This is a genomic window from Ruegeria sp. L12 (assembly GCF_056531745.1).
The window spans coordinates 104,386-130,046 of record NZ_JBQFMH010000004.1 but is presented as its reverse complement, the minus strand read 5'-3'; the positions used below and the strand labels follow the sequence as shown (position 1 = coordinate 130,046).

25 protein-coding genes are annotated in these 25,661 nt (G+C 59.3%); 10 read left to right on the top strand and 15 right to left on the bottom strand.

Translation table 11 applies throughout. The features are described from left to right. Positions 1–140: 140 nt before the first annotated feature. Genes ACR0K9_RS08370 through hslO form a run of 3 tightly spaced genes read right to left on the bottom strand, consistent with a single transcriptional unit; the run spans position 141 to position 2,867 of the window. Positions 141–1,295: a CCA tRNA nucleotidyltransferase gene (locus tag ACR0K9_RS08370; RefSeq protein ID WP_480822262.1), complete on the bottom strand. Its 1,155-nt coding sequence runs from the start codon at positions 1,293–1,295 to the stop codon at positions 141–143. Beyond that, positions 1,292–1,891 (bottom strand): CoA pyrophosphatase, encoded by a 600-nt coding sequence (locus tag ACR0K9_RS08365; RefSeq protein WP_480822260.1) that lies wholly within the window; start codon positions 1,889–1,891, stop codon positions 1,292–1,294. Before ACR0K9_RS08365 ends, ACR0K9_RS08370 begins: the two co-directional genes overlap by 4 nt. Next, complete coding sequence (hslO, locus tag ACR0K9_RS08360; RefSeq protein WP_480822258.1) at positions 1,881–2,867, bottom strand: Hsp33 family molecular chaperone HslO; 987 nt, start codon at positions 2,865–2,867, stop codon at positions 1,881–1,883. The genes ACR0K9_RS08365 and hslO overlap by 11 nt, the downstream gene beginning before the upstream one ends. A 77-nt stretch (positions 2,868–2,944) precedes the next feature. Between hslO and ACR0K9_RS08355 the strand changes: the two genes are divergently transcribed. Next, positions 2,945–3,388 carry an NUDIX hydrolase gene (locus ACR0K9_RS08355; RefSeq protein ID WP_480822256.1) on the top strand — a complete coding sequence of 148 codons (444 nt, stop codon included), beginning with the start codon at positions 2,945–2,947 and terminating at the stop codon, positions 3,386–3,388. On the opposite strand, the gene ACR0K9_RS08350 is transcribed toward ACR0K9_RS08355, so the two are convergent. Then, positions 3,385–4,659, bottom strand: a complete 1,275-nt coding sequence (locus tag ACR0K9_RS08350; protein WP_480822254.1) for a PP2C family protein-serine/threonine phosphatase — start codon at positions 4,657–4,659, stop codon at positions 3,385–3,387. The genes ACR0K9_RS08355 and ACR0K9_RS08350 overlap by 4 nt on opposite strands. 142 nt (positions 4,660–4,801) lie before the next feature. Between ACR0K9_RS08350 and ACR0K9_RS08345 the strand changes: the two genes are divergently transcribed. After that, a complete protein-coding gene (locus ACR0K9_RS08345; protein ID WP_480822252.1) occupies positions 4,802–5,143 on the top strand; it encodes an Hpt domain-containing protein in 342 nt (113 codons plus the stop codon). A gap of 18 nt (positions 5,144–5,161) precedes the next feature. Here the strand turns inward: ACR0K9_RS08345 and ilvA are convergent, their stop codons facing one another. Together ilvA and ACR0K9_RS08335 are read right to left on the bottom strand one after the other, a co-directional pair. Beyond that, positions 5,162–6,388, bottom strand: a complete 1,227-nt coding sequence (gene ilvA / locus ACR0K9_RS08340) for a threonine ammonia-lyase IlvA (protein ID WP_480822250.1) — start codon at positions 6,386–6,388, stop codon at positions 5,162–5,164. 58 nt (positions 6,389–6,446) lie between these two features. After that, positions 6,447–7,214 (bottom strand): hypothetical protein, encoded by a 768-nt coding sequence (locus tag ACR0K9_RS08335; RefSeq protein WP_480822248.1) that lies wholly within the window; start codon positions 7,212–7,214, stop codon positions 6,447–6,449. Between the two features lie 139 nt (positions 7,215–7,353). Between ACR0K9_RS08335 and ACR0K9_RS08330 the strand changes: the two genes are divergently transcribed. The 3 genes from ACR0K9_RS08330 (at position 7,354) to msrA (ending at position 9,772) form a co-directional block, all read left to right on the top strand. After that, positions 7,354–8,580 (top strand): argininosuccinate synthase, encoded by a 1,227-nt coding sequence (locus tag ACR0K9_RS08330; RefSeq protein ID WP_480822246.1) that lies wholly within the window; start codon positions 7,354–7,356, stop codon positions 8,578–8,580. A 133-nt stretch (positions 8,581–8,713) separates the two neighbouring features. Continuing rightward, on the top strand, positions 8,714–8,995 hold the full coding sequence (locus tag ACR0K9_RS08325; protein WP_480534946.1) for an SCP2 sterol-binding domain-containing protein: 282 nt from the start codon (positions 8,714–8,716) through the stop codon (positions 8,993–8,995). A 105-nt stretch (positions 8,996–9,100) separates the two neighbouring features. Further along, positions 9,101–9,772, top strand: coding sequence for a peptide-methionine (S)-S-oxide reductase MsrA (gene msrA, locus ACR0K9_RS08320; protein ID WP_480822244.1), 672 nt, complete (start codon positions 9,101–9,103; stop codon positions 9,770–9,772). On the opposite strand, the gene ACR0K9_RS08315 is transcribed toward msrA, so the two are convergent. The 3 genes from ACR0K9_RS08315 to ACR0K9_RS08305 are packed head-to-tail and all read right to left on the bottom strand — an operon-like array spanning position 9,769 to position 14,103. Next, positions 9,769–10,638, bottom strand: a complete 870-nt coding sequence (locus ACR0K9_RS08315) for a ribokinase (RefSeq protein WP_480822243.1) — start codon at positions 10,636–10,638, stop codon at positions 9,769–9,771. The two genes, msrA and ACR0K9_RS08315, sit on opposite strands and share 4 nt — an antisense overlap. A 3-nt stretch (positions 10,639–10,641) precedes the next feature. Further along, positions 10,642–12,897: an NADP-dependent malic enzyme gene (locus ACR0K9_RS08310; RefSeq protein ID WP_480822241.1), complete on the bottom strand. Its 2,256-nt coding sequence runs from the start codon at positions 12,895–12,897 to the stop codon at positions 10,642–10,644. Positions 12,898–12,900: 3 nt separating this feature from the next. Beyond that, complete coding sequence (locus ACR0K9_RS08305) at positions 12,901–14,103, bottom strand: ATP-binding protein (RefSeq protein ID WP_480822239.1); 1,203 nt, start codon at positions 14,101–14,103, stop codon at positions 12,901–12,903. A 113-nt stretch (positions 14,104–14,216) separates the two neighbouring features. Between ACR0K9_RS08305 and mutS the strand changes: the two genes are divergently transcribed. After that, positions 14,217–16,832, top strand: coding sequence for a DNA mismatch repair protein MutS (gene mutS / locus ACR0K9_RS08300; RefSeq protein ID WP_480822661.1), 2,616 nt, complete (start codon positions 14,217–14,219; stop codon positions 16,830–16,832). Between the two features lie 58 nt (positions 16,833–16,890). Here mutS and ACR0K9_RS08295 read toward each other — a convergent pair whose 3' ends face one another. Both ACR0K9_RS08295 and hrcA read right to left on the bottom strand, forming a co-directional pair. Then, positions 16,891–17,454 carry a nucleotide exchange factor GrpE gene (locus tag ACR0K9_RS08295; RefSeq protein ID WP_480534936.1) on the bottom strand — a complete coding sequence of 188 codons (564 nt, stop codon included), beginning with the start codon at positions 17,452–17,454 and terminating at the stop codon, positions 16,891–16,893. A 10-nt stretch (positions 17,455–17,464) separates the two neighbouring features. After that, positions 17,465–18,529, bottom strand: a complete 1,065-nt coding sequence (hrcA, locus tag ACR0K9_RS08290) for a heat-inducible transcriptional repressor HrcA (RefSeq protein ID WP_480822237.1) — start codon at positions 18,527–18,529, stop codon at positions 17,465–17,467. A 112-nt stretch (positions 18,530–18,641) separates the two neighbouring features. On the opposite strand from hrcA, the gene rph reads away from it, so the two are divergent. Genes rph through ACR0K9_RS08270 form a run of 4 tightly spaced genes read left to right on the top strand, consistent with a single transcriptional unit; the run spans position 18,642 to position 21,467 of the window. After that, positions 18,642–19,355 (top strand): ribonuclease PH, encoded by a 714-nt coding sequence (gene rph / locus ACR0K9_RS08285; protein WP_170712218.1) that lies wholly within the window; start codon positions 18,642–18,644, stop codon positions 19,353–19,355. Next, positions 19,352–19,966: an RdgB/HAM1 family non-canonical purine NTP pyrophosphatase gene (gene rdgB / locus ACR0K9_RS08280; protein WP_480822235.1), complete on the top strand. Its 615-nt coding sequence runs from the start codon at positions 19,352–19,354 to the stop codon at positions 19,964–19,966. Before rph ends, rdgB begins: the two co-directional genes overlap by 4 nt. Continuing rightward, positions 19,956–21,110, top strand: coding sequence for a radical SAM family heme chaperone HemW (gene hemW, locus ACR0K9_RS08275; protein ID WP_480822233.1), 1,155 nt, complete (start codon positions 19,956–19,958; stop codon positions 21,108–21,110). Before rdgB ends, hemW begins: the two co-directional genes overlap by 11 nt. 3 nt (positions 21,111–21,113) lie before the next feature. Continuing rightward, positions 21,114–21,467, top strand: a complete 354-nt coding sequence (locus ACR0K9_RS08270; protein WP_480534928.1) for a YbaN family protein — start codon at positions 21,114–21,116, stop codon at positions 21,465–21,467. On the opposite strand, the gene ACR0K9_RS08265 is transcribed toward ACR0K9_RS08270, so the two are convergent. The 4 genes from ACR0K9_RS08265 to mnmG are packed head-to-tail and all read right to left on the bottom strand — an operon-like array spanning position 21,457 to position 25,655. Next, entirely contained in the window at positions 21,457–22,350 is an 894-nt protein-coding gene (locus ACR0K9_RS08265; protein ID WP_480822231.1) for a ParB/RepB/Spo0J family partition protein, read from the bottom strand. The two genes, ACR0K9_RS08270 and ACR0K9_RS08265, sit on opposite strands and share 11 nt — an antisense overlap. 20 nt (positions 22,351–22,370) lie before the next feature. After that, positions 22,371–23,174, bottom strand: coding sequence for a ParA family protein (locus ACR0K9_RS08260; protein WP_480822229.1), 804 nt, complete (start codon positions 23,172–23,174; stop codon positions 22,371–22,373). Continuing rightward, positions 23,167–23,790 (bottom strand): 16S rRNA (guanine(527)-N(7))-methyltransferase RsmG, encoded by a 624-nt coding sequence (rsmG, locus tag ACR0K9_RS08255; protein ID WP_480822227.1) that lies wholly within the window; start codon positions 23,788–23,790, stop codon positions 23,167–23,169. The genes ACR0K9_RS08260 and rsmG overlap by 8 nt, the downstream gene beginning before the upstream one ends. After that, entirely contained in the window at positions 23,787–25,655 is a 1,869-nt protein-coding gene (gene mnmG, locus ACR0K9_RS08250) for a tRNA uridine-5-carboxymethylaminomethyl(34) synthesis enzyme MnmG (protein WP_480822225.1), read from the bottom strand. The genes rsmG and mnmG overlap by 4 nt, the downstream gene beginning before the upstream one ends. Positions 25,656–25,661: the final 6 nt, after the last annotated feature.

Sequence of the window (25,661 nt, the reverse complement as noted above, 5' to 3'; positions counted from 1 at the left end):
AACACCACCCCTACGGGTCACGTGTTCCGGGCTTTAGCCGAACCAGATCCCGTAATACATTCGCATTCCTCCCTCCAACATGAGACAGGCGCACCCTGCCAAATCAAATCGAGTTTGTCATCCCTTTTTGAGACTTCCTACTAATGCGCCAGCAAATCTTCGCGGCTGAGCGCGAAATCCGAGGCAATCCAGCGCGTCTCGAGCTCGGCCAGTTTTGCGCCAAGCGCAGGACCTGAGAAGGCGGGGATCAGATCGACCGCCTTGATCGGGAAACTGGCGGCGGCCCCTTGTTTCAAGGCACGGTTCAGATCGTCGGACCATGGCTGCTCCAAAAAGGCGCAGCGCAGCAGCGTTTCGTGCAGGCCACCTTCGGCGCCATAGCGATAGCCCAGTTCTGCGACACTGGTTGTCGCCGCAGCCTCATCCCGCATCCGGGTCAGGCGCTGCAGCTGCGCCTTGCTGAGACGCAAGGTCTTGGCCACTTCGGGCGGGACAATTGCAGCCAGACGGCGAATCGCTTCGGGCTTTGCCCGCGCGTCCCTTTCCAGGTGCACCAGTATCGCCAGCGCCCGGTCATCCGCGCCGGGCAGAAGCTGTGCCAGAACGCCGGTGCCGCGCATGGCCGCGACCGAAGGTGCCGGGTCGGGCGCAGCCAGAAGCTTCAGCATCTCGGCCCCGACCCGTTCGCGCGAAAGTGACTCTAATCCGTCCAAATTTGCGGCTATTGCAGACAGCGCGGCGGTGTCGAACCCTTCAGCCGCATCCCCGTACCAGGCGTGAAAGCGGAAATATCTGAGCGACCGCAGATAATCCTCTCGGATGCGATCCTGCGCCTCGCCGATGAAGCGCACGCGGCGCGCCTGCAGGTCCGGCAACCCGTTCAAAGGATCGAGGATCGTGCCGTCGGGCCGCGCATAAAGCGCGTTCATGGTGAAATCGCGGCGCGCGGCGTCTTCTTCCACCTTGTCGGAGAAGGCCACAACAGCGCGGCGACCATCGGTTTCGACATCGCGGCGGAATGTGGTGATCTCATGCGGGATGCCGCTGCTGACCACGGTAATCGTGCCATGATCAATCCCGGTCGGCACCGGTTTCAGCCCGGCCTTTTGCGCCAGTTCCACCACCCGTTCAGGGCGTGCATCGGTCGCAATATCGATGTCCGAGACCGGAGCCCCAAGCAACGCGTTGCGCACGCAGCCGCCGACAAACAACGCTTGCGCCTCGCCGTCGGTCAGCGCGGCACACACTTTCTGCGTTGCCGGTTCGGTGATCCAGTCTTCGGTGATCCGCATCATTCGCTCATCCGCGCCGCCAGCCCTCGCAGCATCCGCGCCGTTGCACCCCAGATGTAATAGGGACCATAGGGCACGGCGTAGTAATAACGTCTTTGACCGCGCCAACGGCGCGACTCGACGACATAATTCGCCGGGTTCAGCACATGCGCAAGCGGAACTGAAAAGACCTCGTCGACTTCTCCGGGTTCGGGCACGGTGTCGAAGCGGGATTCAAGCACCGCAACAACGGGGGTCACCGAGAAAGAGGTGACCGTTTCATGTGTCGGCAGATGGCCCAGAATGCGCGGCAGACCGGGGGGCAATCCTATCTCTTCCTGCGCCTCGCGCAGCGCGGTGGCGGTGACATCGGCATCGCCCTCGTCCTGTTTGCCGCCCGGAAAGGCGATCTGGCCGGGGTGATGTTTCAACGCCGAAGACCGTTTGGTCAGGATCAGTCGGGGCGTGTCATGGGTCAGAGAAACCGGCACCAACACACCGGCAGGGCGCAATTTGCGCCCCGCAGGCAGCACCGTCTCGGGGTTCAGATCAAAATCGCTGGAGCCCGAACCATCTTGGCCAAGCGCCGCCGTCAGGTCTGAGATCAGATCACGCGCCATCCGGACCTTCGGCCTCGAACCCGACGGTGGCCGGGTCCAGCACGTAATGCGCGCCGCAGAACTGGCAGTCAGCGGTGACGGTACCATGATCGGTCGTCATCTTCTCGATGTCCTGCGCCGAATAGATCGACAGGCTTTGGCGCACGCGATCCTCGGAACAGGTGCAGCCGAACTGAACCGGCTGCGCGTCATAGACGCGGGGCCCTTCCTCGTGAAACAGGCGTACCAGCAGGTCGGTCGGCGCAATCGACGGACCGATCAGTTCCAGATCGTCCACGGTATCCAGCAGGATATTGACGCGGCCCCAATTCTCGCCTTCTTCACCATCCACCAGATCGGCGGCGGTCAGAATCTCTCCGGTCCCTTCACCGGGGGCAGCGAAAGGCGAGGCTTTAGGCATGTGCTGCAACATGATGCCACCGGCGCGCCAGTGTTCACCGACGCCCGGCTCGGTCGATTTGCCGAAGCTCAGCGAGAACCGGGTCGGCAGCTGTTCGGACTGCGCGAAATAGGCTTCGGCACAGGCGCTCAGCGATCCACCGGCCAGCGGCGTGATGCCCTGATAGGGCTGCGTGCCCTCGCCCTGATCGATCATGATGGCGAAATACCCTTCGCCCACCTGTTCAAAAGGCGCGGCATCGGTCAGCCGATCCGGGTCAAAGCTGGCATAAGCGCGGATTTGCGCAGGCTCGCCCTCGACCTGCGGCGCATAGTAATCGGTTGCGATCATCCGCACCGCCCCCTTGGACTGCACCTGTAGCGACAGCTTCCAACGCAGCGAAACCGTCTGTCCGATCAAGGCGGTCAGCAGGGCCATCTCGGCCACCAGCGCCTCGACCACCTCGGGGTAGTCATGCTGCTTCAGGATGCCGTCGAGCACGCCATCCAGCCGGGCCACGCGGCCTCGCATGTCCGATACGTCGAGTTGAAAGGGCAGGACGGTATCGTCCCACGCGATTTTGGTTCCAAGAGACATGAGGGTTTCCTTACACGCCACGGGTTGGCATACCGCCACCATATAGGTCGAACAAATTGGGTTGAAAGGGGCCATACATGATCAGGCGGTTTGGTGAAAGCCCCGAAGCCGGGCGAACATATACACGGCGGGTCGGTGTCTATTCACTGTTGCCACAAGGCAATCGCCTGCTGCTGACCTGTCAGCTGGAACCCGGCCCCGATCTGCAACTACCTGGCGGCGGCATCGATCCGGGCGAATCCCCAATCACCGCGTTGCACCGCGAAGTGTACGAGGAAACCGGCTGGCTGATCGCCGCGCCCCGTCGCATCGGTGCGTTTCGGCGTTTTACCTACATGCCCGAATACGATCTGTGGGCCGAGAAAATCTGCCTGATCTACCGCGCCCGCCCTGTCCGCCGCATGGGTCCGCCGACCGAGCCCATTCACGAAGCCATTTGGATGGAAACCACAGATGCGGTGCATCTGCTGGGCAATGAGGGGGATGCCTTTTTTGCGCAGCGCCACCTGCAGGGGTTCTAGGTCCCGTTATATTCGAAGAACACGGCCGAGACATCGTCCTCGAGCCCGTGTTTCGGGGACATGACCTGCGTCAGGCGCCAGAACATGTCGTCCAGAAATTCTGAGCCCACATTCTCGGTCAGGCAATCCAGGGCCATGTCGCGCAGCCCGTCATCATCCAGCAGGGTGTCATCTTTCAGGCGGCATTCGGTGAACCCGTCCGAATAGAGCAGCAGCTTGTCACCCGGCTGCATATAGGTTTCGCATTGCCGGAACGAGACATCCGGCAGCAGGCCGATCGGCAACCCGCCTTCCCCGAGAAATTTGGATTTGCCGTCGGCGCGCAGTAAAAGGGGGTGTGGGTGACCGGCCTGAACCATCTTCACATGGCCATTGCGCAGATCAACGATAGCATAGACCATGGTAAAGTATTCCTCGACCCCGGTATCGGCAATCAGGCGCGCGTTCAGAAGCGCCGCAACCTCTTCCGGGGGCAGCAGGGCATAGAACTTGTTGAACCGCCGCTCCATCGCGACATTCTGGTTAAAATAAGTGCTGGACAGATATCCACCCAGCCGCGCCGTCATCATCGCCGATGTGATGCCGTGACCCGAGACATCGATGCTGTAGAACCCGATCCGGTTGACCCCGGGCGAGAACATTCCGACCAGATCGCCCCCGATATGGCCGCAAGGTTTCAGCAGCAGGCTGACACGGGATTTGCCGAACTGACCCGACAGTTCGGGTACCAGCGAATCCTGTATCTTGCGCGCCTGCATCAGGTCCTTGTCGATGGCGTCATGGGCCAGTTTCAGCTCATTCAGCGCGGTCTCGATCATGCGGTTCTTCTCGGAAAGCTCGCGCTGCATATCCAGAATACGCGCCCCGGCCGAGATGCGCGCCCGCAGCTCGTCCGCCTCAAGCGGTTTGATCAGGAAATCATCCGCACCCGCATCCAGCCCTTTCGCCACTTCCTGCTTTTCGCTTTTTGACGTCAGCAGGATGAAATAGCTGTATTGCTCCGTCTCCAGCCCGCGGAAAGTCCGGCAGAATTCCAACCCGCTCATCCCCGGCATGACCCAATCGCTGAGGACCAGATCGGGCGGATCACCGGCGCACAGATCAATCGCCGCTTCGCCGGTATCGGCCTCGAGCACCTCGAACCCCCACTTCTTGAGCGAGGCCACAAGAATCCGCCGTTGCAACCGGCTGTCATCCACAACCAGAACCTTCCGGATCGCGCCAAAATCCAGCTCGACCCGGCTGTCTGACTGTCTGACGTCCGGCACCATGGAATCCCTGCGTTTGTTCAACATCCCAATTGTCGCAACGCTACGGGCGCTGGCTTAACATCTGGTGAAAAATTCCAGGCTTATGGCTTAACCGCATCTTTACCCGCAGCGCGTTAGCAATAGGCAACCGCAAGAGGGTGGCATGATTGAGTGGACCAGAGTCAGACAATTGCGCGACGAGGTCGGCGCGGATGAATTCGATGAGGTGGTCGAAATTTTTCTGGACGAGGTGCAGGAAGTGATCGCAAAACTACGCGCAGATACCGCGCGTTGCGAGATTGAACAGAACCTGCATTTCCTCAAAGGCAGCGCGCTGAGCCTGGGTTTCGACAGTTTTTCCAAGCTGTGTCAGGACGGTGAACGCCGCGCGGCAGCCGGGGATGGGGCTGCGGTGGACCTGCCACAGATCATCTCGGCCTATGACGTATCAAGGCAGGCGTTTCAGGCGGGATTGGCCGAAAACCTGCATGCGCAGGATGTCTGACCGGGATCGGTTACGCGGTCAGATCACGAATTGCGCCAGAGTTTCATCTTCGGTGATGTCGGTATAGGTGAACCCGGCCTCGTCCAGATGGGCGAACAGGCGCATGAAATTCTCGGGCTTGCGGGTTTCAATCCCGATCAGAACCGAGCCGAAATTGCGCGCCGATTTCTTCATGTATTCGAACCGGGCGATATCGTCTTCGGGGCCAAGGATATTCAGAAACTCCTTTAGCGCGCCGGGGCGCTGCGGCAGGCGCAGAATGAAGTATTTTTTGACGCCGGAATAGCGCTGCGCGCGCTCTTTGACCTCGGGCAGACGTTCGAAATCGAAATTGCCGCCCGAGGTGACGCAGACCACGGTTTTGCCCCGGATAAAGCTTTGCACATCTGCGATCGCCTCTACCGCAAGCGCGCCGGCGGGTTCCAGCACGATGCCTTCGACATTCAGCATTTCGATCATCGTGGCGCAGATGCGATCCTCGGAGAGGGTCAGCACATCCGACAGATGGCGCGATTTCAGCAACTTGAACGGCTTCTCTCCGATCCGGCCCACCGCCGCACCGTCGACAAACGTGTCGACATGATCCAGTGACACCGGATGTCCCGCCGCCAACGCGGCGCGCAGGCAGGCCCCACCTGCGGGTTCGACAAACAGGCAATGGGTACGGTCCCCGAACCAGTTTGCCACCCCTGCCGACATGCCGCCGCCGCCAACCGGCAGCAGAACATGATCCGGAACGCCGCCCAGCTGCGCCTCGATCTCGACCGCCAATGAGGCCTGCCCTTCGATCACATCCTCATCGTCGAAGGGCGACAAAAAATAGCCGCCCTGTTCGGCACACCAGGCCTGCGCAGCGGCCAGAGTGTCGTCGAAATAGTCGCCGATCAGGTGAATCTCGATATTGTCGCCACCGAAAATACGGGTTTTCTGGATTTTCTGCTGCGGTGTGGTGACGGGCATGAAGATCACGCCCTTCACGCCCAGATGCTTGCACATATAGGCCACGCCCTGAGCGTGATTACCGGCGCTGGCGCAGACAAACAGGTCCTGCCCCTGCTGCTTGCGCATGGCGTTGAACGCGCCCCGGATCTTGTAGGATCGCACCGGGCTGAGGTCTTCGCGTTTCAGCCAGATATCGGCCCCATAACGGTCGGACAGATGGGCATTCCGCTGAAGCGGCGTTGCCGGAAAAACAGAGCGCATCGCCTGTTCGGCAGCGCGGGCGCGGGTCATGAAATCACTCATGCCGGTTTCCCTGCCCCATCACCAACGAAAGGGCAAGGAATACATATGTGTACGGGCGTCAGGCGAGTTCGCGCTTTTCGATAAAGACGCCATAAATCGTTGTCAGGATGCTGACGTTTATCAGCGGAAGGATCAACATGGACGCAAACACGACGATCAAAACACCGATGATCGGAATGAAGAGCAGCAACGACGCCAGAAACTGAAGCATGAGCTGAAACAACATCGACAGGATAACCAAAAGGACAATAGCTCCACTCGCGCCCGAGGTCGACTGCCAGGCCTCAGTCAGCTTGATCGGCCTTCCAATTGCAGCGCTGGGAAGAATGGGTGACGCCCGATAGAAACCGATGGTCAGTAGAATGACGAGTACGATCCAGAACAGAATTCCCATTGCCGCAGAACCTTGCGCCAACACGCCCATCATCACCGATGCCGGGATCATTATGACAAGGGCCAGAAGGCCCAACATCACAAGACGCCCGAAATAGGCAAGAACCCTATCGAATCTGAAAGGCGGTACCAGACCGGTTGGGTATTCTTCCAGCAACACAAACCGATGCCAGGACACGACAATCCAGAGCATGACGCCAAAAACAACTGCCATGAGGCTCAGCAAAAATCCAAGGAAAGCACCGGACGTTACACCAGCGGGTAATCCGGTGGTTTCACTGTCGAAATCTTCAAACGGGATACCAAAAAGAAAGAACAGTCCAATGACCAGAACGCCACCGATCATCGCTGGCACAACTGAAATTTGCAGCGCCTGCTTCAGGTTCCTCAGAACCATCTTCACCGAATGTACGAAAATCTCCAGCCCCAGCATGAATACCGCCCTCTCAACCAATCCTTGTTCTCTATCCGCCCGTTTCACCGCAATTCCCGCCCTGCGTCAATGCACGCCGCTTGCCCCCGCGTCCAAAACCCGCTAGGGGCCAGTCGTTCTACGTACAAAGGGAAATCAGATGTCCGCGCCCAAGAAAGTTGTTCTGGCCTATTCCGGTGGCCTTGATACCTCGATCATCCTGAAATGGCTGCAGACCGAGTATGGCTGTGAGGTCGTGACCTTCACCGCCGATCTGGGTCAGGGTGAAGAGCTTGAGCCGGCGCGCCAGAAGGCCGAGCTGCTGGGGATCAAGCCCGAGAACATCTATATCGAGGATATCCGCGAGGAATTCGTACGCGATTTCGTCTTCCCGATGTTCCGCGCCAATGCGCAGTATGAAGGGCTGTATCTGTTGGGCACGTCGATTGCACGTCCGCTGATCTCGAAACGTCTGGTCGAGATTGCCGAGGCGACCGGTGCCGACGCAGTCGCCCATGGTGCGACCGGCAAGGGCAACGATCAGGTTCGCTTTGAACTTGCGGCATACGCGCTGAACCCCGAAATCAAGGTCATTGCGCCGTGGCGTGAATGGGACCTGACCAGCCGCACCAAGCTGCTGGAGTTTGCCGAACAGAACCAGATCCCGATTGCCAAGGACAAGCGTGGCGAGGCGCCCTTCTCGGTCGATGCCAACCTGCTGCACACCTCCTCCGAGGGTAAGGTTCTGGAAGACCCCGCCGATATGGCGCCGGACTATGTCTACCAGCGCACCGTCCACCCCGAGGATGCGCCGAATGAGCCCGAGTTCATCGAAATCGGCTTTGAAAAAGGCGACGCGGTCAGCATCAATGGCGAGGCGATGAGCCCGGCGACCATCCTGACCAAGCTGAACGAATATGGCGGCAAGCACGGCATTGGCCGTCTCGATCTGGTCGAAGGCCGCTTTGTCGGTATGAAGTCGCGCGGCATCTATGAGACCCCGGGCGGCACCATCCTGCTGGAAGCGCATCGCGGGATCGAGTCGATCACCATGGACCGCGGCGCGATGCATCTGAAAGACCAGCTGATGCCGCAATATGCGGAACTGATCTATAACGGTTTCTGGTACAGCCCCGAGCGTGAGATGCTGCAGGCCGCCATTGACAAATCGCAAGAGCATGTCACCGGCACCGTCCGCGTCAAACTGTATAAAGGTCTGGCCTCGACCGTCGGCCGCTGGTCGGACCATTCGCTCTATTCCGAGGCGCATGTGACCTTCGAGGAAGACGCCGGTGCCTATGACCAGAAAGACGCGGCAGGCTTCATTCAGTTGAACGCGCTGCGCCTTAAACTGCTGGCAGCACGCGACAAGCGGCTGAGCAAGTAAGCAACCTCAATTCAAGATACGGCCCCGGTGTCCGATCAGGCACCGGGGTTTTTCTTTGCGCGGTTCCCGTCAGGTCAGGCTTGTGCATCGCGCGGGCTTGCCCTTACGCGTGGGTCAATCAGGGAGGAACACCATGCTGCAAGAGATCGCCGAGGGTATTCAGAAGGGTCTGAACGGCAAGAGCTTTGACGGATCGCTCAAATTCGACTGCGGCGAGGATGGGGTGATTGTTCTGGCCGACAATATGGCCTCGACACAGGATCGCGACACTGATTGCACCATCCGTCTCTCGCGCGACAACCTCACCAAACTGCTGACCGGCAAGCTGAACCCGATGACCGGTGTTGCGTTGGGTAAGCTGAAGGTTTCCGGCAATATGGCTGTGGCGATGAAGTTGGGGCAGTTGCTGGGGTAACGCGCGTTCACGGATAAACTCGTCTCACCAGCCCGTGACAAACGATGTCAGCGCATTGCAACACGGCGAAACTGGGGGCAGCTTGGTCCCGGAAGGAGACCTGCCATGACCCGGACCGTTTACCTTGACTGCATCAAACCCTCTCTGTTGTTTGTTCTGATCCTGCTGACCGCGATGCTGCGCGCCCTGCCTGCGCCTGCAGCAGGAACCGAGACGCTGACGGTGGCCGGCGGCTGCTTCTGGTGCGTCGAATCCGATTTCGAATCCGTCCCCGGCGTGGTTGGGGCCATCTCGGGCTTTACTGGCGGCAATACGGCAAACCCGACCTACAAGCAGGTCACCGGCGGCAATACCGGCCATTACGAGGCGGTGCAGATCACCTTTGACCCGACCCGTGTCTCCCGTGAAACACTGCTGAACATGTTCTTCCGCTCGGTCGATCCCACCGATGCCGGAGGTCAGTTCTGCGACCGGGGCGACAGCTATCGCACGGCTATTTTCGTCTCTAACACTGGCGAAAAAGCGCTGGCCGAGAAGGCCAAGGCTGATGCGCAGGCCGCACTTGGCCAGACTGTGGTAACCCCGATCCTGCAGGAAGGCGCGTTCTACCCAGCCGAGGAATATCATCAGGATTACTACAAGGGCGACAAGCTGGTGTTCACGCGCTTTGGCCCCAAACGGCAAAAGAGCGCATACAAGGCCTATCGCAACGCCTGCGGCCGTGACGCCCGCGTCAGGCAGTTGTGGGGCAGTGACGCGCCCTTTGCCGGGTCCTAATCGAACCGTGCGTCCCGCACCTCTTTCAGGTCGGGAATGACATCCGCCGTGCCGTGCCGCGTGACCATCAGGGCCGCGGCGCGGTTTGCCTGTTGGATGGCCTGTTCCATCGGCATCCCCCGGTCCATACCGGCCAGAACATACCCGGTGAAGGTATCGCCCGCCCCGGTAGTATCCACCGCCTGAACCTTGTGCGCCGGAAAATCCGAGGCCGTGCCCTGATTGTAATACCGCGCGCCCTTGGACCCCAGCGTGACAATTACATGCCGGACGCCAAGGTCGGCGACATCCTGACCGGTGGCCTGCCGCAACTGCTCGGCCTCGACCTCGTTCAGGATCAGGAAATCCAGATAGGGCAGCACGGCCTGCGCGGCCTCAGCCTGAAACGGCGCGGCGGCATAGCAGACCGTCAAGCCCAGCTCGCGCCCCATGCGCGCGGCTTCGACCTGCAGGTTGGTTTCGTTCTGCATCACCAGCAGATCGCCCTGTGCGGCGGATGACAACGCCTGACCGATCTGATCCTGGGTGATCGCGTGATTGGCACCCTGAAACAGGATGATGTTGTTTTCGCCCTGCGCATCCACGGCGATGATCGCGTGACCTGTCGGGACATCCACCTCGGCGATACGGCGTGTGTCGATCCCGTATTCGGTCAGCCGATCCAGCGCCCAGCGCCCGTCCGGCCCAACCGCGCCGATATGCGATACCGGCGCACCTGCGCGGGCCGCAGCCACCGACATATTGGCCCCCTTACCGCCCAGAAACCGATCAAGCCCGCTGGCCGCAAGGGTTTCTCCCGCTTCCGGCAAATGCGGCAGCGCATACACCATATCCGCGTTGATCGAGCCCAGGTTCCAGATTGTCATGGTCTATCCAATATCGCAGGAGGCCAGAATGGCCATGTTCAGGATGTCATTCGCCGTCGACACGGTCGAGCAGATCTGAATCGGCTTGTCGACGCCAGACAGGATGGGGCCGATCACCGTGGCGCCGCCCATTTCCTGCATCAGCTTGGTCGAGATCGAGGCCGAGTGCCGCGCCGGGACGATCAGGATATTGGCCGGTCCGGTCAGACGCGAGAAGGGATAACCCTCTTGCTGATCCACGTTCAGGGCGACATCCACGGTCATCTCGCCTTCATACTCGAAATCGACGCCGCGCTGGTCCAGAACCGTCGGTGCACGGTGCATTTTCTCGGCCCGTTCCGAGACCGGATAGCCGAAGGTCGAAAAGCTGACAAAGGCCGCCCGGGGCTCCAACCCCATATGGCGGGCGACGGCAGCCGAGCGTTCGGCGATATTGGCCAGATCGTTTTCATCGGGCCATTCATGCACCAGCGTATCGCCGATCAGAACAATCCGGCCCTTGTGCAACAGTGCGGTTACACCGGCTGCGCCGTGGGCTGCATCGGCGTCGAACACATGGTTGATCCGGTCCAGCACATGCGCCGATTTGCGCGTTGCCCCGGTCACCAAACCATCGCCATGGCCATGCGCCAGCATCAGGGATGAGAACACATGCCGGTCGCGCGCCGCCAGACGGTGGATATCCTTGCGATCGAACCCTTTGCGCTGTAGGCGCTGGTAGAGGAAATCCTTGTAGTTTTCCAAATGCGTAGTGTTGGCGGCATTCACCACCTCAAGTTCACGCACCGCATCACCCAAACCGGCCTCTTCCAGCTTTTGTTTGACCTCTTCAGGGCGGCCGACCACCAGCGCCTTGCCGAAGCCCGATCGCTGATAGGTGACCGCGGCGCGTAAGACGCGGGGGTCGTCGCCCTCGGCAAAGATCATCCGGCTTTGCGCCTGACGCGCCCGGGCGTTCAGGCCGCGCAGGATGCTGGCGGTCGGGTCCATGCGGGACTTGAGGCTCAGCTCATACGCGTCCATGTCAATGATCGGACGCCGCGCCGCGCCGGTATCCATCCCCGCCTTGGCCACGGCGGGTGGGATCCGGTGGATCAGACGCGGATCGAACGGCGTCGGGATGATGTAGTCACGCCCGAAGGTCAGCGACTTGCCATAGGCCATCGCGACCTCATCCGGCACATCCTCGCGCGCCAGACGGGCCAGCGCGTGGGCGCAGGCAATCTTCATCTCGTCATTGATAGCGCGGGCGTGGATGTCCAGCGCGCCACGGAACAGGTAGGGAAAGCCCAGAACGTTGTTGACCTGATTGGGATAGTCGCTGCGGCCCGTTGCAACGATGGCATCGACGCGCACTTCGTGGGCCTCTTCCGGAGTGATCTCGGGGTCGGGGTTCGCCATGGCGAAGATCACCGGATTGTCGGCCATGCTGGCGACCATATCCTGCGTCACCGCGCCTTTGACGGACACACCCAGGAACACGTCGGCCCCTTTCATCGCATCCTCAAGCGTGCGTAGATCGGTGGTGATCGCGTGGGCCGATTTCCACTGGTTCATCCCTTCGGTTCGGCCCTGATAGATCACGCCCTTGGTGTCGCAGACGATACAGTTCTCATGCCGCGCACCCATCGCCTTGAGCAATTCGATACAGGCGATACCTGCAGCCCCGGCCCCGTTCAGGACGATCTTCACATCCTCGATCTTCTTGCCCGAGATATGCAGCGCATTCAGCAGACCTGCCGCACAGATCACCGCCGTACCATGCTGATCGTCATGGAAGACTGGGATATCCATCTCTTCCTTCAGGCGCTGTTCGATGATGAAACACTCGGGCGCTTTGATGTCTTCCAGATTGATGCCGCCAAAGGTCGGCCCCATCAGCCGCACGGCGCGGCAGAACTCATCCGGGTCTTCGGTATCCAGTTCGATATCGATCGAGTTCACATCGGCGAAGCGCTTGAACAGGACGGATTTCCCCTCCATCACCGGTTTCGAGCCCAGCGCGCCAAGGTTGCCAAGGCCCAGCACCGCCGTCCCGTTCGAGATCACCGCGACCAGATTGCCCTTGTTGGTATAGTCATAGGCGGTCTCGGGCGCTTCGGCGATTGCTTCACATGGAACAGCGACACCGGGGCTGTAGGCCAGCGACAGATCGCGCTGAGTGGTCATAGGGACGGTGGCCTGCACCTCCCACTTGCCGGGGGTCGGGTCCAGGTGAAAGGCCAGTGCCTCTTCTTTGGTGATCTTCGTTTTGGGCATGGGCTACGACTTTCGTTTCTTGGGCGTGTGTTTAACCAGTTCGGGCATCTGGCGTCTCATGAATTCGTCAAAGAGCGGCACGGTAAATGCGGTTTCACCATGTCGCTGGCTCCAGATCATGCCAAGCTGGATCAGCTGGGCACGTGTGGCTGCAACCTGCGACGGCTCACATCCCAATGCGGCTGCGATATCACCGGTCGCGTAGGGCCCCGGACCCAATTCCGCCATTGCCCGCAGATATTTCTGCTGCACAGGCTTGCACCGATCAAACCGCACGCGGAAGAAACTGGCGTCCAGGTGCCGGATCAGGGATTGCTCGGCCTCTTTGACATTCTCGATCGTAAAGGGGGATGTCTCTGCTGCAATCCAAATATGCGATCCCCATTCCTGCAAAAAATAGGGGTAATTCCTAGATCGATCCAGAACCTGTTGAACTGCATCCGGGTTGTAGTCCGCGCCTTCATCGCGGGCAGGTTTCACCAGCGCCTCGGTCGCAGCTTCATTGTCCAGGGATCCAACCTCGGGGAATTCGAACAACCGCTCGGCATAGGATTTTGCATCCCCGGCCAGCTTGGCAATCTGTGGAAGACCGGCCCCAAAAAACACAAAAGGCAACCGCCGCTGCGCCGCATCATGGCAGGTGACGGTGATTGCAGCCAATTCTTCCGACGACAGATACTGCACTTCATCCACAAATAGTGCCACGTGCCGGTCGGCAGCTTGCGCCGCCTCCAGCACCAGGCGCATCATTTCCGAAAAGTCAGTTTCAAAATCACCTGTATCGGCAATTCCCGGGCTGGCCGTTGCACCGAACTCAAACCCTTCGAAGGACAACTGGAACACCGATGCAAAGTTGCGCATCGCGGTTCCCGCCTTGTCCAGCTTATGCCGCAGGTTTTTCTGCGGGCTCAGGCGCAGCAGGATACGTTTGAGCTCCGGAAAGCATCGCTGGGCAAAATCACCGTTTTCAGGGGCTTCGATTTTGACAGTGAAGAAGTTTTCGTCTTCGGCGGCATTGAAGACGTGGTTCAGAAGCACGGTCTTGCCGACCCCTCGCAGGCCCAAAAACACCTGCGATCTGCCCGGACGCCCGATCTTGATCCGCTTCAGCGCGGTCTCGGCGGCTTGCAAGATGTCGTCACGTCCGGCAAGTACAAGCGGAGGTGTCCCGGCACCGGGCGTGTAAGGATTGGCGATCTGATCCATGTCGAAGTGTTAGAAGTTACTGAAATTAGTTGCAATCCAAATAATTTCGATAATTTCGCCAAGTTTAGGTAGGATGGCCAATGGCAAAATCAGAATCCAGTGGTGTCACCCCAATGATGGCACAATATCTGGAAATCAAAGAGGCCCATGCCGACGCCCTGCTGTTCTATCGTATGGGCGATTTCTACGAGATGTTCTTCGAAGACGCCGTCAACGCCGCCGAGGCGCTGGACATCGCCCTGACCAAGCGCGGCAAGCACAATGGCGACGACATCCCCATGTGCGGTGTACCGGTGCATGCCGCCGAAGGCTATCTGCTGACGCTGATCCGCAAAGGGTTCCGTGTGGCCGTCTGTGAACAGATGGAAAGCCCGGCGGAGGCGAAGAAAAGAGGCTCTAAATCTGTGGTTCGGCGCGATGTCGTGCGTTTGGTCACCCCGGGCACCCTGACCGAGGACGCCCTGCTGGAAGCCCGCCGCCACAACTTTCTGGCCGCCTATTCCGAGGTTCGGGATGAGGCCGCGCTGGCCTGGGCCGATATTTCGACCGGCGCGTTTCACGTGATGCCTTTGACCTCGGTCCGGCTCAGCCCGGAACTGGCGCGGCTGGCCCCATCCGAGCTGATCGTGGCCGACGGGGTGCAGGATAAACTGCACGAACCGGTGCGCGATCTGGGCATCTCGCTGACCCCCATCGGGCGCGCCAGTTTCGACAGCACAGCTGCGGAAAAGCGCATCTGCGGGCTGTTTCACGTGGGCGCGCTGGATGCCTTCGGTGCCTTCGGACGCGCCGAGGTCTCGGCCATGGGTGCGTTGATCGACTATCTGGAAATCACCCAGAAGGGCAAACTGCCCCTGCTGCAAACACCACTGAAGGAATCCGAGGATCGTGTGGTGCAGATCGACGCCGCCACACGCCGCAATCTGGAACTGACCCGGTCGCTGTCCGGTGGCCGCGCCCGATCGCTGTTGTCGGTGGTCGATCGCACCGTCACCCCGGGCGGAGCGCGGCTGCTGGAGCAGCGCCTGTCCAGCCCGTCGCGCAATCTGGATGTGATCCATGCCCGGCTGGATGCGGTGACATTTGCAACCGAAGACAGCCTGACCACCTCGGACCTGCGTGAGGCCTTGCGCAAAACCCCCGATCTGGACCGCGCCCTGTCCCGCCTGTCACTTGATCGCGGCGGCCCTCGCGATCTGGCCGCCATCCGCAATGGCCTGACCCAAGCGGCGGCCATCGCCGAAACCTGCAGCACTCAGGACCTGCCCGTACTGTTGGCCACCGCCGTGCAGAACCTTGTCGGCTTCGATGACCTTCTGACCCTGTTGGACGAGGCCCTGATTGCCGAGCCCCCCCTGCTGGCCCGCGACGGCGGTTTCATCGCCCCTGGCTTTGACACCGAACTGGACGAAGCCCGCACGCTGCGCGACGAAGGCCGTTCAGTCATTGCAGGATTCCAGCAGAAATATGCGGAGCACACCGGCATCCAGTCGCTGAAGATCAAGCACAACAACGTGCTGGGCTATTTCATCGAAACCACGGCCACCCATGCCGAAAAAATGCTTAACCCGCCCTTCAGCGAAACCTACATTCACCGACAGACAACCGCCAATCAGGTCCGGTTCACCACCGTCGAACTGTCCGAGATCGAAACCCGCATCCTGAACGCGGGCAATCTGGCTTTGGAGATCGAAAAGCGGCTCTATCAAAGACTTTCTAGCAAAATCCTGACCCTCGCTGCCCGACTGAATCAGGCCGCCCGAGGGCTGGCCGAGCTGGACCTGACCACCGCCCTCGCCGATCTGGCGCGCGGAGAGAACTGGTGCCGCCCACAGGTCGACACCTCGCGCGCTTTCAATATGCAGGGCGGTCGACACCCGGTGGTGGAATACGCGCTGCGCCAGCAAAACGGCGATGCTTTCATCGCCAATGATTGCGACCTGACTGCCGATCAGGGCGCGGCGATCTGGCTGCTGACCGGCCCCAATATGGCCGGTAAATCGACTTTCCTGCGCCAGAACGCGCTGATCGCTCTGCTGGCCCAGATGGGCAGCTATGTTCCGGCGGAACAGGCCCATATCGGTGTGGTCAGCCAGTTGTTCAGCCGCGTCGGCGCGTCGGACGATCTGGCGCGGGGCCGCTCGACCTTTATGGTCGAAATGGTGGAAACCGCCGCCATCCTGAATCAGGCCGATGACCGCGCGCTGGTGATCCTCGACGAGATCGGGCGCGGCACTGCAACCTATGACGGCCTGTCCATCGCCTGGGCTACGCTGGAACATCTGCACGCCGCCAACCAATGCCGCGCCCTGTTCGCCACCCATTACCACGAACTCACCGCACTGGCCGGCAAGCTGGAAGGCGTCGACAACGCCACCGTCGCAGTCAAGGAATGGGAAGGCGAGGTGATCTTCCTGCACGAGGTACACAAGGGCGCCGCCGACCGCTCTTACGGCGTGCAGGTGGCGCAACTGGCGGGCCTGCCGGCATCCGTCGTTGACCGCGCCCGCATCGTGTTGGACCAATTGGAGAAAACCGAACGCGAAGGCGGCAAGCAAAAGGCCCTGATCGACGATCTGCCGCTATTCTCCGCCGCGCCGCCGCCACCGCCGCCCGCACCCAAGGCGTCACCCGTCACCGACATGCTGGCCGACATCCAGCCCGACGAACTCACCCCACGCGAAGCCCTTGACCTCATCTACAAACTGAAAGAGGCGGTCAGATCCTGACCGCCCCTTCATCTTTTCAAAAATACTCTCGCCGAAGGCTTGGCCTCGCAGAGGCCAATCAGCTTGCGGGCGTCGAGGACACGCCAACCTGCGCCGGACGCAACAAGCGGTCATGCAGCATGAACCCTTCGGCCGAGACCTGAATGATGTCACCGGCACGGGTTCCCGGCACGGGTGCCTCGAACATCGCCTCATGCACATTCGGATCAAACCGATCGCCGACCTGGGGCGTGATCACCTCAATCCCGTGCTTCTGGAAAACATCCTTCAGCGCCCGCATGGTCAGTTCCACGCCTTCCAGCAGACCTGCGGCAACCTCTTTCTGCTCATCGGTCGCGGCCTCAAGCGCTCGTTTCATGTTGTCGTAAACCGGCAGCATGTCGCGGGCCAGTTTCGATCCGCCATATTGCTCGGCATCCCGACGCGCCTTGTCGCCGCGTTTACGGGCATTCTCTGCGTCGGCCAGCGCACGCATGAACTTGTCTTTGTAATCGTCCCGCTCGGCGCGCAGCTCATCAAGCTCCAGCGCCTCTTCGCTGATCTCAGCAAATTCCTCGGCCAGCTCTTCCGCTTCGGCCGCCATGATATCGTCCAGAAAATCTTCGTTCTTGGGCTCTGCCATCTCTTACCCTCTAGCTCCGGTCGGAAATCAACTTCCCAACCAGTTGCGCCGTATAATCCACGATCGGCACGATCCGTCCGTAATTCAGACGTGTGGGCCCGATGACCCCAACCGCACCGATTATCTTACGATCAGCGTTCATATATGGAGACACCACCAAAGAGGAACCCGAAAGTGAGAAAAGTTTGTTCTCAGAGCCGATAAAAATGCGCACACCCTCGCCTTCTTCGGTCAATTCAAGGAATTCAGCGATGTCACGTTTGCGTTCCAGATCGTCAAACAGGGTGCGGATTCGGTCCAGCTCTTCGGCTTGACCGGGCTCACCCAGCAGATTCGCCCGCCCGCGCACGATCAACCGGGCCGAGTCGCCCCCGTCACCGTCCCAGGCCGCCATGCCGCTTTCGACCATGTCGCGTGCCAGCAGGTCGATCTCCTGCCGCCGCGCGGCAATCTGGCTTTGCATCTGACGGCGCACTTCGCTGAGGGTGCGGCCTTCGATCAATGCGTTCAGGAAATTCGCCGCCTCGCGCATCGAGCTGGGCGTCTGCCCCGGCGGCGGTGTGAACAGGCGGTTTTCCACCTGACCGTCCGAGAACACCAGCACCACCAGCGCACGGTCATGCGCCAGCGAAACAAACTCGATATGTTTGATTTCTGCCTCATGCTTGGGCGTCAACACCAGCGACGCGCCATGTGTCACGTGTGACAGGGCTGAGCCGACCCGGTCCAGCATCCCGCCCACATCGCCTGCGTTAGAGCCTAAAGTCTCATCCAGCTTTTGCCGATCATCTGCGCCCAGATCACCAACCTCAAGCAAGCCATCCACGAACATGCGCAGACCTTGTTGCGTCGGAATCCGGCCCGCACTGACATGCGGGCTGTCGAGCAGGCCCAGAAACTCCAGATCCTGCATCACGTTGCGCACGGTCGCGGCGCTGACTTTTTCCGACAGGGTGCGGGTCAGGGTGCGGCTGCCGACGGGCTCGCCGCTGTCCAGATAGCTCTCGACGATCAGCCGGAACACTTCGCGCGACCGGTCATTCATCTCGTTCAGAATTTTGCTCGCTTCGCTCATCGGCGGTCCCCTGCTGGATCGTCATTAAATCGCAGGCAAATGAAAGGTCAATCGGGGTTGCATCGTAATGCTGCGGGGCGTTATCCCCAACCCAGTAGATAAAGGAATTCCCATGCGACCCTCAGGACGTGATCTAAACGAAATGCGCGCCGTTTCAATCGAGACGGGCTTTACCAAACATGCTGAAGGGTCTTGCCTGATCAAGATGGGCGACACCCATGTGCTGTGTACCGCCACCATCGAGGATCGCGTGCCGCCGTTCATCAAGGGCTCGGGTCTGGGATGGGTCACTGCCGAATACGGCATGCTGCCCCGCGCCACCAATACCCGGATGCGGCGCGAGGCGGCCTCGGGCAAGCAAGGCGGCCGCACGGTGGAAATCCAGCGCCTGATCGGGCGTGCCCTGCGCGCAGGCGTGGACCGGGTTGCATTGGGCGAACGGCAGATCACCGTGGACTGCGACGTGCTTCAGGCCGATGGCGGCACCCGCTGCGCCTCGATCACCGGCGGTTGGGTGGCGCTGCGTCTGGCTGTGAACAAGCTGATGAAGGCGGGCGACGTGATTTCCGATCCGCTGGTCGATCCGGTCGCCGCCGTGTCCTGCGGCATCTATGCCGGTCAGCCGGTTCTTGATCTCGACTATCCCGAAGACAGCGAGGCCGGCGTGGATGGCAATTTCATCATGACCGGCTCGGGTAAGCTGATCGAAGTGCAGATGAGCGCTGAGGGTTCGGTGTTCAGCCGCGCGCAGATGGATCAGCTGATGGATCTGGCAGAAAAAGGTGTGGGCGAACTGGCTGCCGCGCAAAAGGCCGCCACCGCATGACCCGCAGGTTCGTCGGCGACAAGCTGCTGGTGGCCACCCACAACAAAGGCAAGCTTGAGGAGATGGCGCATCTGCTGGAACCCTTTGGCGTGACCGTTATCGGTGTGAGTGAGATGAACCTGCCTGAACCGGAAGAAACCGAGGACACGTTCGTCGGCAATGCCCGGATCAAGGCTCACGCCGCTGCCAGGGCCACCGGCCTGCCTGCGCTGTCGGACGATTCCGGCATTACCATTGACGCGCTGGACGGCGCGCCGGGGGTCTACACCGCCGACTGGGCCGAGACCGGCAATGGCCGCGATTTCCTGATGGCGATGACTCGCGCGCATACCGAGTTGGAGGCGAAGAACGCCCCGCATCCGCGCACCGCGCAATTCCGGTGCACTCTGGTACTGGCCTGGCCCGACGGTCATGACGAGGTGTTCGAGGGCATCGCCCCCGGCCATCTGACCTGGCCGATCCGCGGCAAAGACGGGTTCGGCTATGATCCGATGTTTGTCCCCGACGGCCATGACATTACCTTTGCCGAGATGGATCGCTGGGAAAAGAACAAGATCAGCCATCGCGGACGCGCGGTGGAGATGTTCGTGAAAGGCTGTTTTGGCGGATGATTGGCGCAACGGGGGCTTTGGCCTGTATGTGCATTGGCCCTTTTGCGAGGCCAAGTGCCCCTATTGCGATTTCAACAGTCATGTTTCAAAAAGTATTGTTCAAAAACAATGGCTTAAAGCTTATCTGAGCGAACTGGGCCGCTCTGCCGCTGAAACGCCGGACCGGGTGTTGAACACGATCTTTTTCGGCGGCGGTACGCCGTCGCTGATGGCCCCTGAAACCGTTGCTGCCATCATCGATGCCGCCCGCGCCATCTGGCGGCCCGCCAACGACATGGAAATCACGCTTGAGGCCAATCCCGGCTCGGTCGAGGCCGGGCGGTTCGCAGCCTATCGTGACGCGGGGGTCAATCGTATCTCAATGGGCGTGCAAGCCCTGAATGACGAAGACCTGCGCCGTCTGGGCCGCATTCATACCGTCGCCGAGGCGCGCGCGGCCTTCGACATCGCCCGCACTTGTTTTGATCGCGTCAGTTTTGACCTGATCTATGCGCGCCAGCACCAAACGCTGGACGACTGGCGCGCAGAACTGACCGAAGCGCTTTCGATGGCCGTTGATCACCTGTCTCTCTACCAGTTGACCATCGAAGACGGCACCGCCTTCGGTGACCGTTATGCGGTGGGCAAGCTGCGCGGCCTGCCCGAAGACGACAACGCCGCCGATATGTATCTGGCCACGCAGGAGATTTGCGAAGCGCATGGCCTGCCCGCCTATGAGGTGTCAAACCACGCCCGTCCCGGCGCGGAATCGCAGCACAACCTTATCTATTGGCGCTATGGCGATTATGTCGGCATCGGCCCCGGCGCGCACGGGCGGGTCACACTGAACGGTCATAAATTCGCGACCGAGACGCATCTGGCCCCGTCAAAATGGCTCAATGCTGCAAAGGACGGTTCCGGGGAAAGCCATCGGTCAGAGCTTAGCCTACAGGATCAGGCTGCTGAATACCTTATGATGTGTCTTCGAATCTCCGAAGGCCTAGATATAGATCGATATCATGCGCTGTCGAACGCGACTTTACCGCAGGACAAGCTTAGATCTCTGGCTGAATTAGGCATGATTTCCATCGAAAATAACCGATTGTGCGCAACCGCCGATGGGCGTGCAATTCTGAATGCCGTTATCCGGGAATTGTTGGAGTAGATTATGCAGTACCTCTGGGCCGGTCTGGGATTGCTCTGCGTTGCGCTTGCCATGATTGGTGTTGCCTTGCCATTGCTTCCGACCGTCCCGTTCCTTCTGCTGGCCGCGTTTTTCTTTGCCCGCTCATCGTCGCGGCTGCACAATTGGTTGCTGACGCACCGTACCTTCGGACCCATGATCGTTGACTGGCAAAGCTCGGGCGCAATCCGCCCAGCGGCAAAAAAGGCAGCCACCGTTTCGGTTGCTGCCGTATTTGGCTTCTCAGCGCTGATTTCGGTTCCGAGCCACGTCCTGATCATCCAGGCCGTGGTGCTTGGTTGTGTTATGGCCTTTATCTGGACCCGCCCTAACGGCTGAGCTTGGCACACAGATCATCCAGCTGATCCAGGTTTTCATAGGTCAACACAACCTGCCCAGTTTCCGATCCGGCCTTGTGGTTGATCGCCACTTTCATCGCCAGAATGGCCGACAGGTCCTTCTCAAGCGCTCTTGTATCCGCATCCTTGCCCGCATTCAGATCCCGGGACCGTGGCGCTGGCTTGTCAGACCCGCCTTGCTGCTTCTTCACCAGAGCTTCGGTCGCACGCACCGACAGTCCATCCCGAACCACCTGTTTCGCCAGTTCCGAGGGATTCTCCGCAGTGATCAGGGCGCGTGCATGACCCGCTGAAAGCTTACCCTCAATGACCAAGGTCTGCACATCCATCGGCAATGACAGCAGGCGCAGCAGATTGGCGATGTGACTGCGGCTCTTACCCAAGGCCTCGGCCAGTTTTTCCTGCGTGTGGCCAAACCGGTCCATCAATTGCTTGAAACCGGCAGCTTCTTCCACTGCGTTCAGATCAGCACGCTGGATGTTTTCGATGATGGCGACTTCCAGCACCTCGGTATCATCAAATTCTCGCACAATGACTGGAATTTCATGCAGTTGCGCCATCTGAGCCGCGCGCCAGCGACGTTCGCCCGCAACAATCTCGTACTGCCCACCCGAGATGCTGCGCACGATCAGAGGCTGAATGATCCCCTTTTCCTTGATCGAGGCTGCAAGCTCGTCCAGCTGCTCTTGTGCGAACCGGCGGCGCGGCTGATCCGGGTTGGCCTGCAATTTCTCAATCGGGACCTTCAGATCCGGGCGGCGCGGCGCGGCTGAAATCCGGCCATCCGCTTCGGGCGCCACATCAGCCATCAGCGCCGACAAACCGCGACCCAACCCACGGGATTTGCTTTTCTTGACGCTCATTATGCCCTCCTGACGACCGCTTAAGCGGCTATTTTGTTGTTCTTGTGCATGATCTCGCGGGCCAGATGCCGATAAGCCATCGCCCCCAGAGACCCGGAATCATACTGCAAAACCGGCAGCGCATAAGACGGCGCCTCGCTGACCCGCACATTCCGGGGTATTTTGGTTTTAAATACCATCTCACCCAGATTGTCACGCGCATCCTTTTCGACCTGACGGGACAAGTTGTTGCGGTTGTCATACATGGTCAACACAACACCTTCGATTCTGAGGTCAGGATTAGCGGTCTGCCGCACCTCTCGAATGGTCAACATCAGCTGAGACAGACCCTCAAGAGCAAAAAACTCGCTCTGCAGCGGCACAAGCACCGAATGCGCCGCAACCATCGCGTTCACGGTGAGCAAATTCAGAGAGGGCGGACAATCGATCAGAACGAAATCAAACCCAAAACCGTCTATCGCGGTCTGACGCAGGGCATCATGCAGCAGATAGCTGCGTTTCTCGTTCGAAATCAGTTCGATATCCGCCGAACTAAGATCCACAGTCGCCGGGACGACAAACAGACCTCCGATCTCGGTTTCCTGAACGACCGCCTCAAGCGGGGCATCATCCAGGATAAGATCATAGGTCGTCCAATCCCGATCCTCGACACCCAAACCTGTCGACGCATTGCCCTGCGGATCAAGGTCAACGACCAGAACCTTGCATCCGGCCTCGGCCAAACCAGCGGCCAGATTGATCGCTGTCGTTGTCTTTCCCACTCCGCCCTTCTGATTGGCGACCGCGATAATCCGGGGCCCGGTGGGGCGAGACAGATCAACCACGAGTGACTCCTTTGATCCTAAGGATAACGGCTTGGGGTTCAGTTAAACTTGTAATCGGCTCGGCATTGAAATTCCATTCCTTGCGCGCATCGTCCAGTTCTTTTTTCCAGCTTACGCCTTTTGGCAACAAAGCAATGCCGTCTGGCGCTAAATGTCTGTCGCAAAAGGACAATAGCCGAGACAAATCTGTGAGCGCACGGGCCGATAATATATCTGCCTGCAACGATTCGACTGCCTCGATTCTCCGAGATAGGACTTTGCAGTTCGCACCACATTCGCGTGCCGCATTGCGCAGGAATGCTGCTTTGCGCTGATCACTCTCGACAAGCGTAAAACGCATAATGGGCGCGACCTCTTGCGCCATAATTGCACAAACCAAACCGGGAAATCCCCCGCCACTACCTAAGTCAACCCAATGATTTGCCGGGTTTGCGCAATGAAACACCTGAATCGAATCCTGAATATGTCGGGTCCAGATTTCCTTCAGGCTATTTCGGGAAACCAAGTTTATTTTTGGATTCCAGCGCTCAACCAGATCGACATATGTACTCAGCCGATCAAATGTTTCACGTGAAACATCCAGAGCGTCAGGTGTTGCACCCTTTTCTTCGCTCATGCTTTTCGTACTTTCATATCGCGACGAAGCTTTGCCAGAACAAGAGTCAGCGCCGCTGGCGTCACACCTTCGACCCGCCCAGCTTGCGCGATGTTTTCCGGCTTCGCCTGAGACAGTTTTTGCTTCATTTCTGCCGAAAGGCCATCAAGCCCGAAATAGTCAAAATCCCTTGGAATCACGTAGGATTCGTCACGCTTCATGGCTTCAACATCTCTCTGTTGCCGAGCGATATAGTTAGCATAGAGCGCATCACGTTCAATCTGGCGACGCGTCTCGGTATCCGTGTCGGCCAACTCCGGATCAAGCGCTATCAGATCTTCGAAGGTGACATCCGGAAATGCAAGAACCGCCATACCATCCCGACGATTTCCGTCCTGGTTGACGTCGATGCCTGCAGCACGAACTTCTTTCGGGGTATATGTCCGCTCGGTCAATTTTGCCTTAGTATCCTGCAGCTTATCTGACTTTTCCGAAAATACGGCCCAGCGGTGTTCTCCCACGCACCCGATATCAATGCCCAATGGGGTCAGCCTTTGGTCCGCATTATCTGCACGAAGGGACAGTCGGAATTCGGCCCGCGACGTGAACATGCGATATGGTTCAGCGACACCACGCGTTGTCAGGTCATCGATCATAACACCGATATAGCTATTGGAACGTGTGAACATCACCGGTTCCCGTCCCTTAACTTCACATGCAGCGTTTAATCCCGCCACCAGCCCCTGTGCTGCCGCCTCTTCGTATCCTGTGGTCCCATTGATCTGACCCGCAAGATATAGGCCAGGAACATCAGGAAGCGACAGGGACGCGGTCAGTACGCGCGGATCGACATAGTCGTATTCAATCGCGTAACCCGGCTGCAGGATCTCTGCGCGCTCAAGCCCTTTGATCGAATGCACATATTGCCGTTGCACATCCTCGGGTAACGAGGTCGAAATACCGTTAGGATAAACGGTGTGATCATTTACACCCTCAGGCTCCAGAAATATCTGATGCGAGTCCTTATCTGCGAACCTGACGATCTTGTCCTCGATCGAGGGGCAATATCTGGGTCCGACCCCATCAATATGACCACCATACATCGCAGATCGCGTCAGGTTGCGCTCAATGATTTCATGGGTTTGTGCGTTGGTATGGGTAATACCGCAGGCAATTTGAGGCGCCGAAACGGATTTGAAAAGGAACGAAAACAGTGTTGGCTCCGGATCGCCGTCCTGTCGTTCGAGGTTATCCCAATCGATTGTTCGGCCATCCAGTCGCGGTGGTGTACCTGTTTTCAGGCGCGCCATCGGAAGTTCGAACCCATCCAAACGCTCTGCCAGCTTTACCGAAGGGCGATCCCCCATACGGCCGCCAGGTCTTGATACGTCGCCAATATGAATCACGCCGCGCAAAAAGGTTCCTGATGTCAGGATCACAGTTTTTGATGAAATTTCAGACCCATCCGCAAGAACAACGCCCGTAACACGATTTCCATCTAACTGAAAGTCGGTCACCTCACCAGTAATGATCGTCAGGTTCGGTTGGTGCCGCGTCTCATCAACCATTGCCGCCCGATACAAAGCGCGGTCAGCCTGCGCGCGCGGTCCTTGCACGGCCGGACCTTTGCGACGGTTCAAAAGACGGAATTGAATCCCGGCCTTGTCTGCAACACGGCCCATTACCCCATCAAGCGCATCGATTTCTCTGACCAGATGACCTTTACCAAGTCCTCCGATCGCAGGGTTGCACGACATCACGCCGATATCCCTGTCAGACAAGGTAACCAACGCCGTCGAAACACCCATACGTGCAGCAGCATGGGCAGCTTCAGCTCCGGCGTGGCCGGCACCAATCACAACAACGTCAAAGTCTGAATGTTTCACGTGAAA

Coding starts and splice junctions, on each gene's coding strand:
- ilvA (WP_480822250.1), bottom strand. CDS start 6,388: ATGAGTGATTTCATGACCCGCGCCCGCGCTGCCGAACAGGCGATGCGC.
- ACR0K9_RS08295 (WP_480534936.1), bottom strand. CDS start 17,454: ATGGCAGAGCCCAAGAACGAAGATTTTCTGGACGATATCATGGCGGCC.
- ACR0K9_RS08315 (WP_480822243.1), bottom strand. CDS start 10,638: ATGACAATCTGGAACCTGGGCTCGATCAACGCGGATATGGTGTATGCG.
- rsmG (WP_480822227.1), bottom strand. CDS start 23,790: ATGAGCGAAGAAAAGGGTGCAACACCTGACGCTCTGGATGTTTCACGT.
- hrcA (WP_480822237.1), bottom strand. CDS start 18,529: ATGAGCGAAGCGAGCAAAATTCTGAACGAGATGAATGACCGGTCGCGC.
- ACR0K9_RS08345 (WP_480822252.1), top strand. CDS start 4,802: ATGATTGAGTGGACCAGAGTCAGACAATTGCGCGACGAGGTCGGCGCG.
- ACR0K9_RS08270 (WP_480534928.1), top strand. CDS start 21,114: ATGCAGTACCTCTGGGCCGGTCTGGGATTGCTCTGCGTTGCGCTTGCC.
- ACR0K9_RS08355 (WP_480822256.1), top strand. CDS start 2,945: ATGATCAGGCGGTTTGGTGAAAGCCCCGAAGCCGGGCGAACATATACA.
- rdgB (WP_480822235.1), top strand. CDS start 19,352: ATGACCCGCAGGTTCGTCGGCGACAAGCTGCTGGTGGCCACCCACAAC.
- ACR0K9_RS08350 (WP_480822254.1), bottom strand. CDS start 4,659: ATGGTGCCGGACGTCAGACAGTCAGACAGCCGGGTCGAGCTGGATTTT.
- msrA (WP_480822244.1), top strand. CDS start 9,101: ATGACCCGGACCGTTTACCTTGACTGCATCAAACCCTCTCTGTTGTTT.
- ACR0K9_RS08310 (WP_480822241.1), bottom strand. CDS start 12,897: ATGCCCAAAACGAAGATCACCAAAGAAGAGGCACTGGCCTTTCACCTG.
- ACR0K9_RS08370 (WP_480822262.1), bottom strand. CDS start 1,295: ATGATGCGGATCACCGAAGACTGGATCACCGAACCGGCAACGCAGAAA.
- ACR0K9_RS08265 (WP_480822231.1), bottom strand. CDS start 22,350: ATGAGCGTCAAGAAAAGCAAATCCCGTGGGTTGGGTCGCGGTTTGTCG.
- hslO (WP_480822258.1), bottom strand. CDS start 2,867: ATGTCTCTTGGAACCAAAATCGCGTGGGACGATACCGTCCTGCCCTTT.
- ACR0K9_RS08335 (WP_480822248.1), bottom strand. CDS start 7,214: ATGCTGGGGCTGGAGATTTTCGTACATTCGGTGAAGATGGTTCTGAGG.
- ACR0K9_RS08365 (WP_480822260.1), bottom strand. CDS start 1,891: ATGGCGCGTGATCTGATCTCAGACCTGACGGCGGCGCTTGGCCAAGAT.
- ACR0K9_RS08325 (WP_480534946.1), top strand. CDS start 8,714: ATGCTGCAAGAGATCGCCGAGGGTATTCAGAAGGGTCTGAACGGCAAG.
- ACR0K9_RS08330 (WP_480822246.1), top strand. CDS start 7,354: ATGTCCGCGCCCAAGAAAGTTGTTCTGGCCTATTCCGGTGGCCTTGAT.
- mutS (WP_480822661.1), top strand. CDS start 14,217: ATGATGGCACAATATCTGGAAATCAAAGAGGCCCATGCCGACGCCCTG.
- ACR0K9_RS08305 (WP_480822239.1), bottom strand. CDS start 14,103: ATGGATCAGATCGCCAATCCTTACACGCCCGGTGCCGGGACACCTCCG.
- rph (WP_170712218.1), top strand. CDS start 18,642: ATGCGACCCTCAGGACGTGATCTAAACGAAATGCGCGCCGTTTCAATC.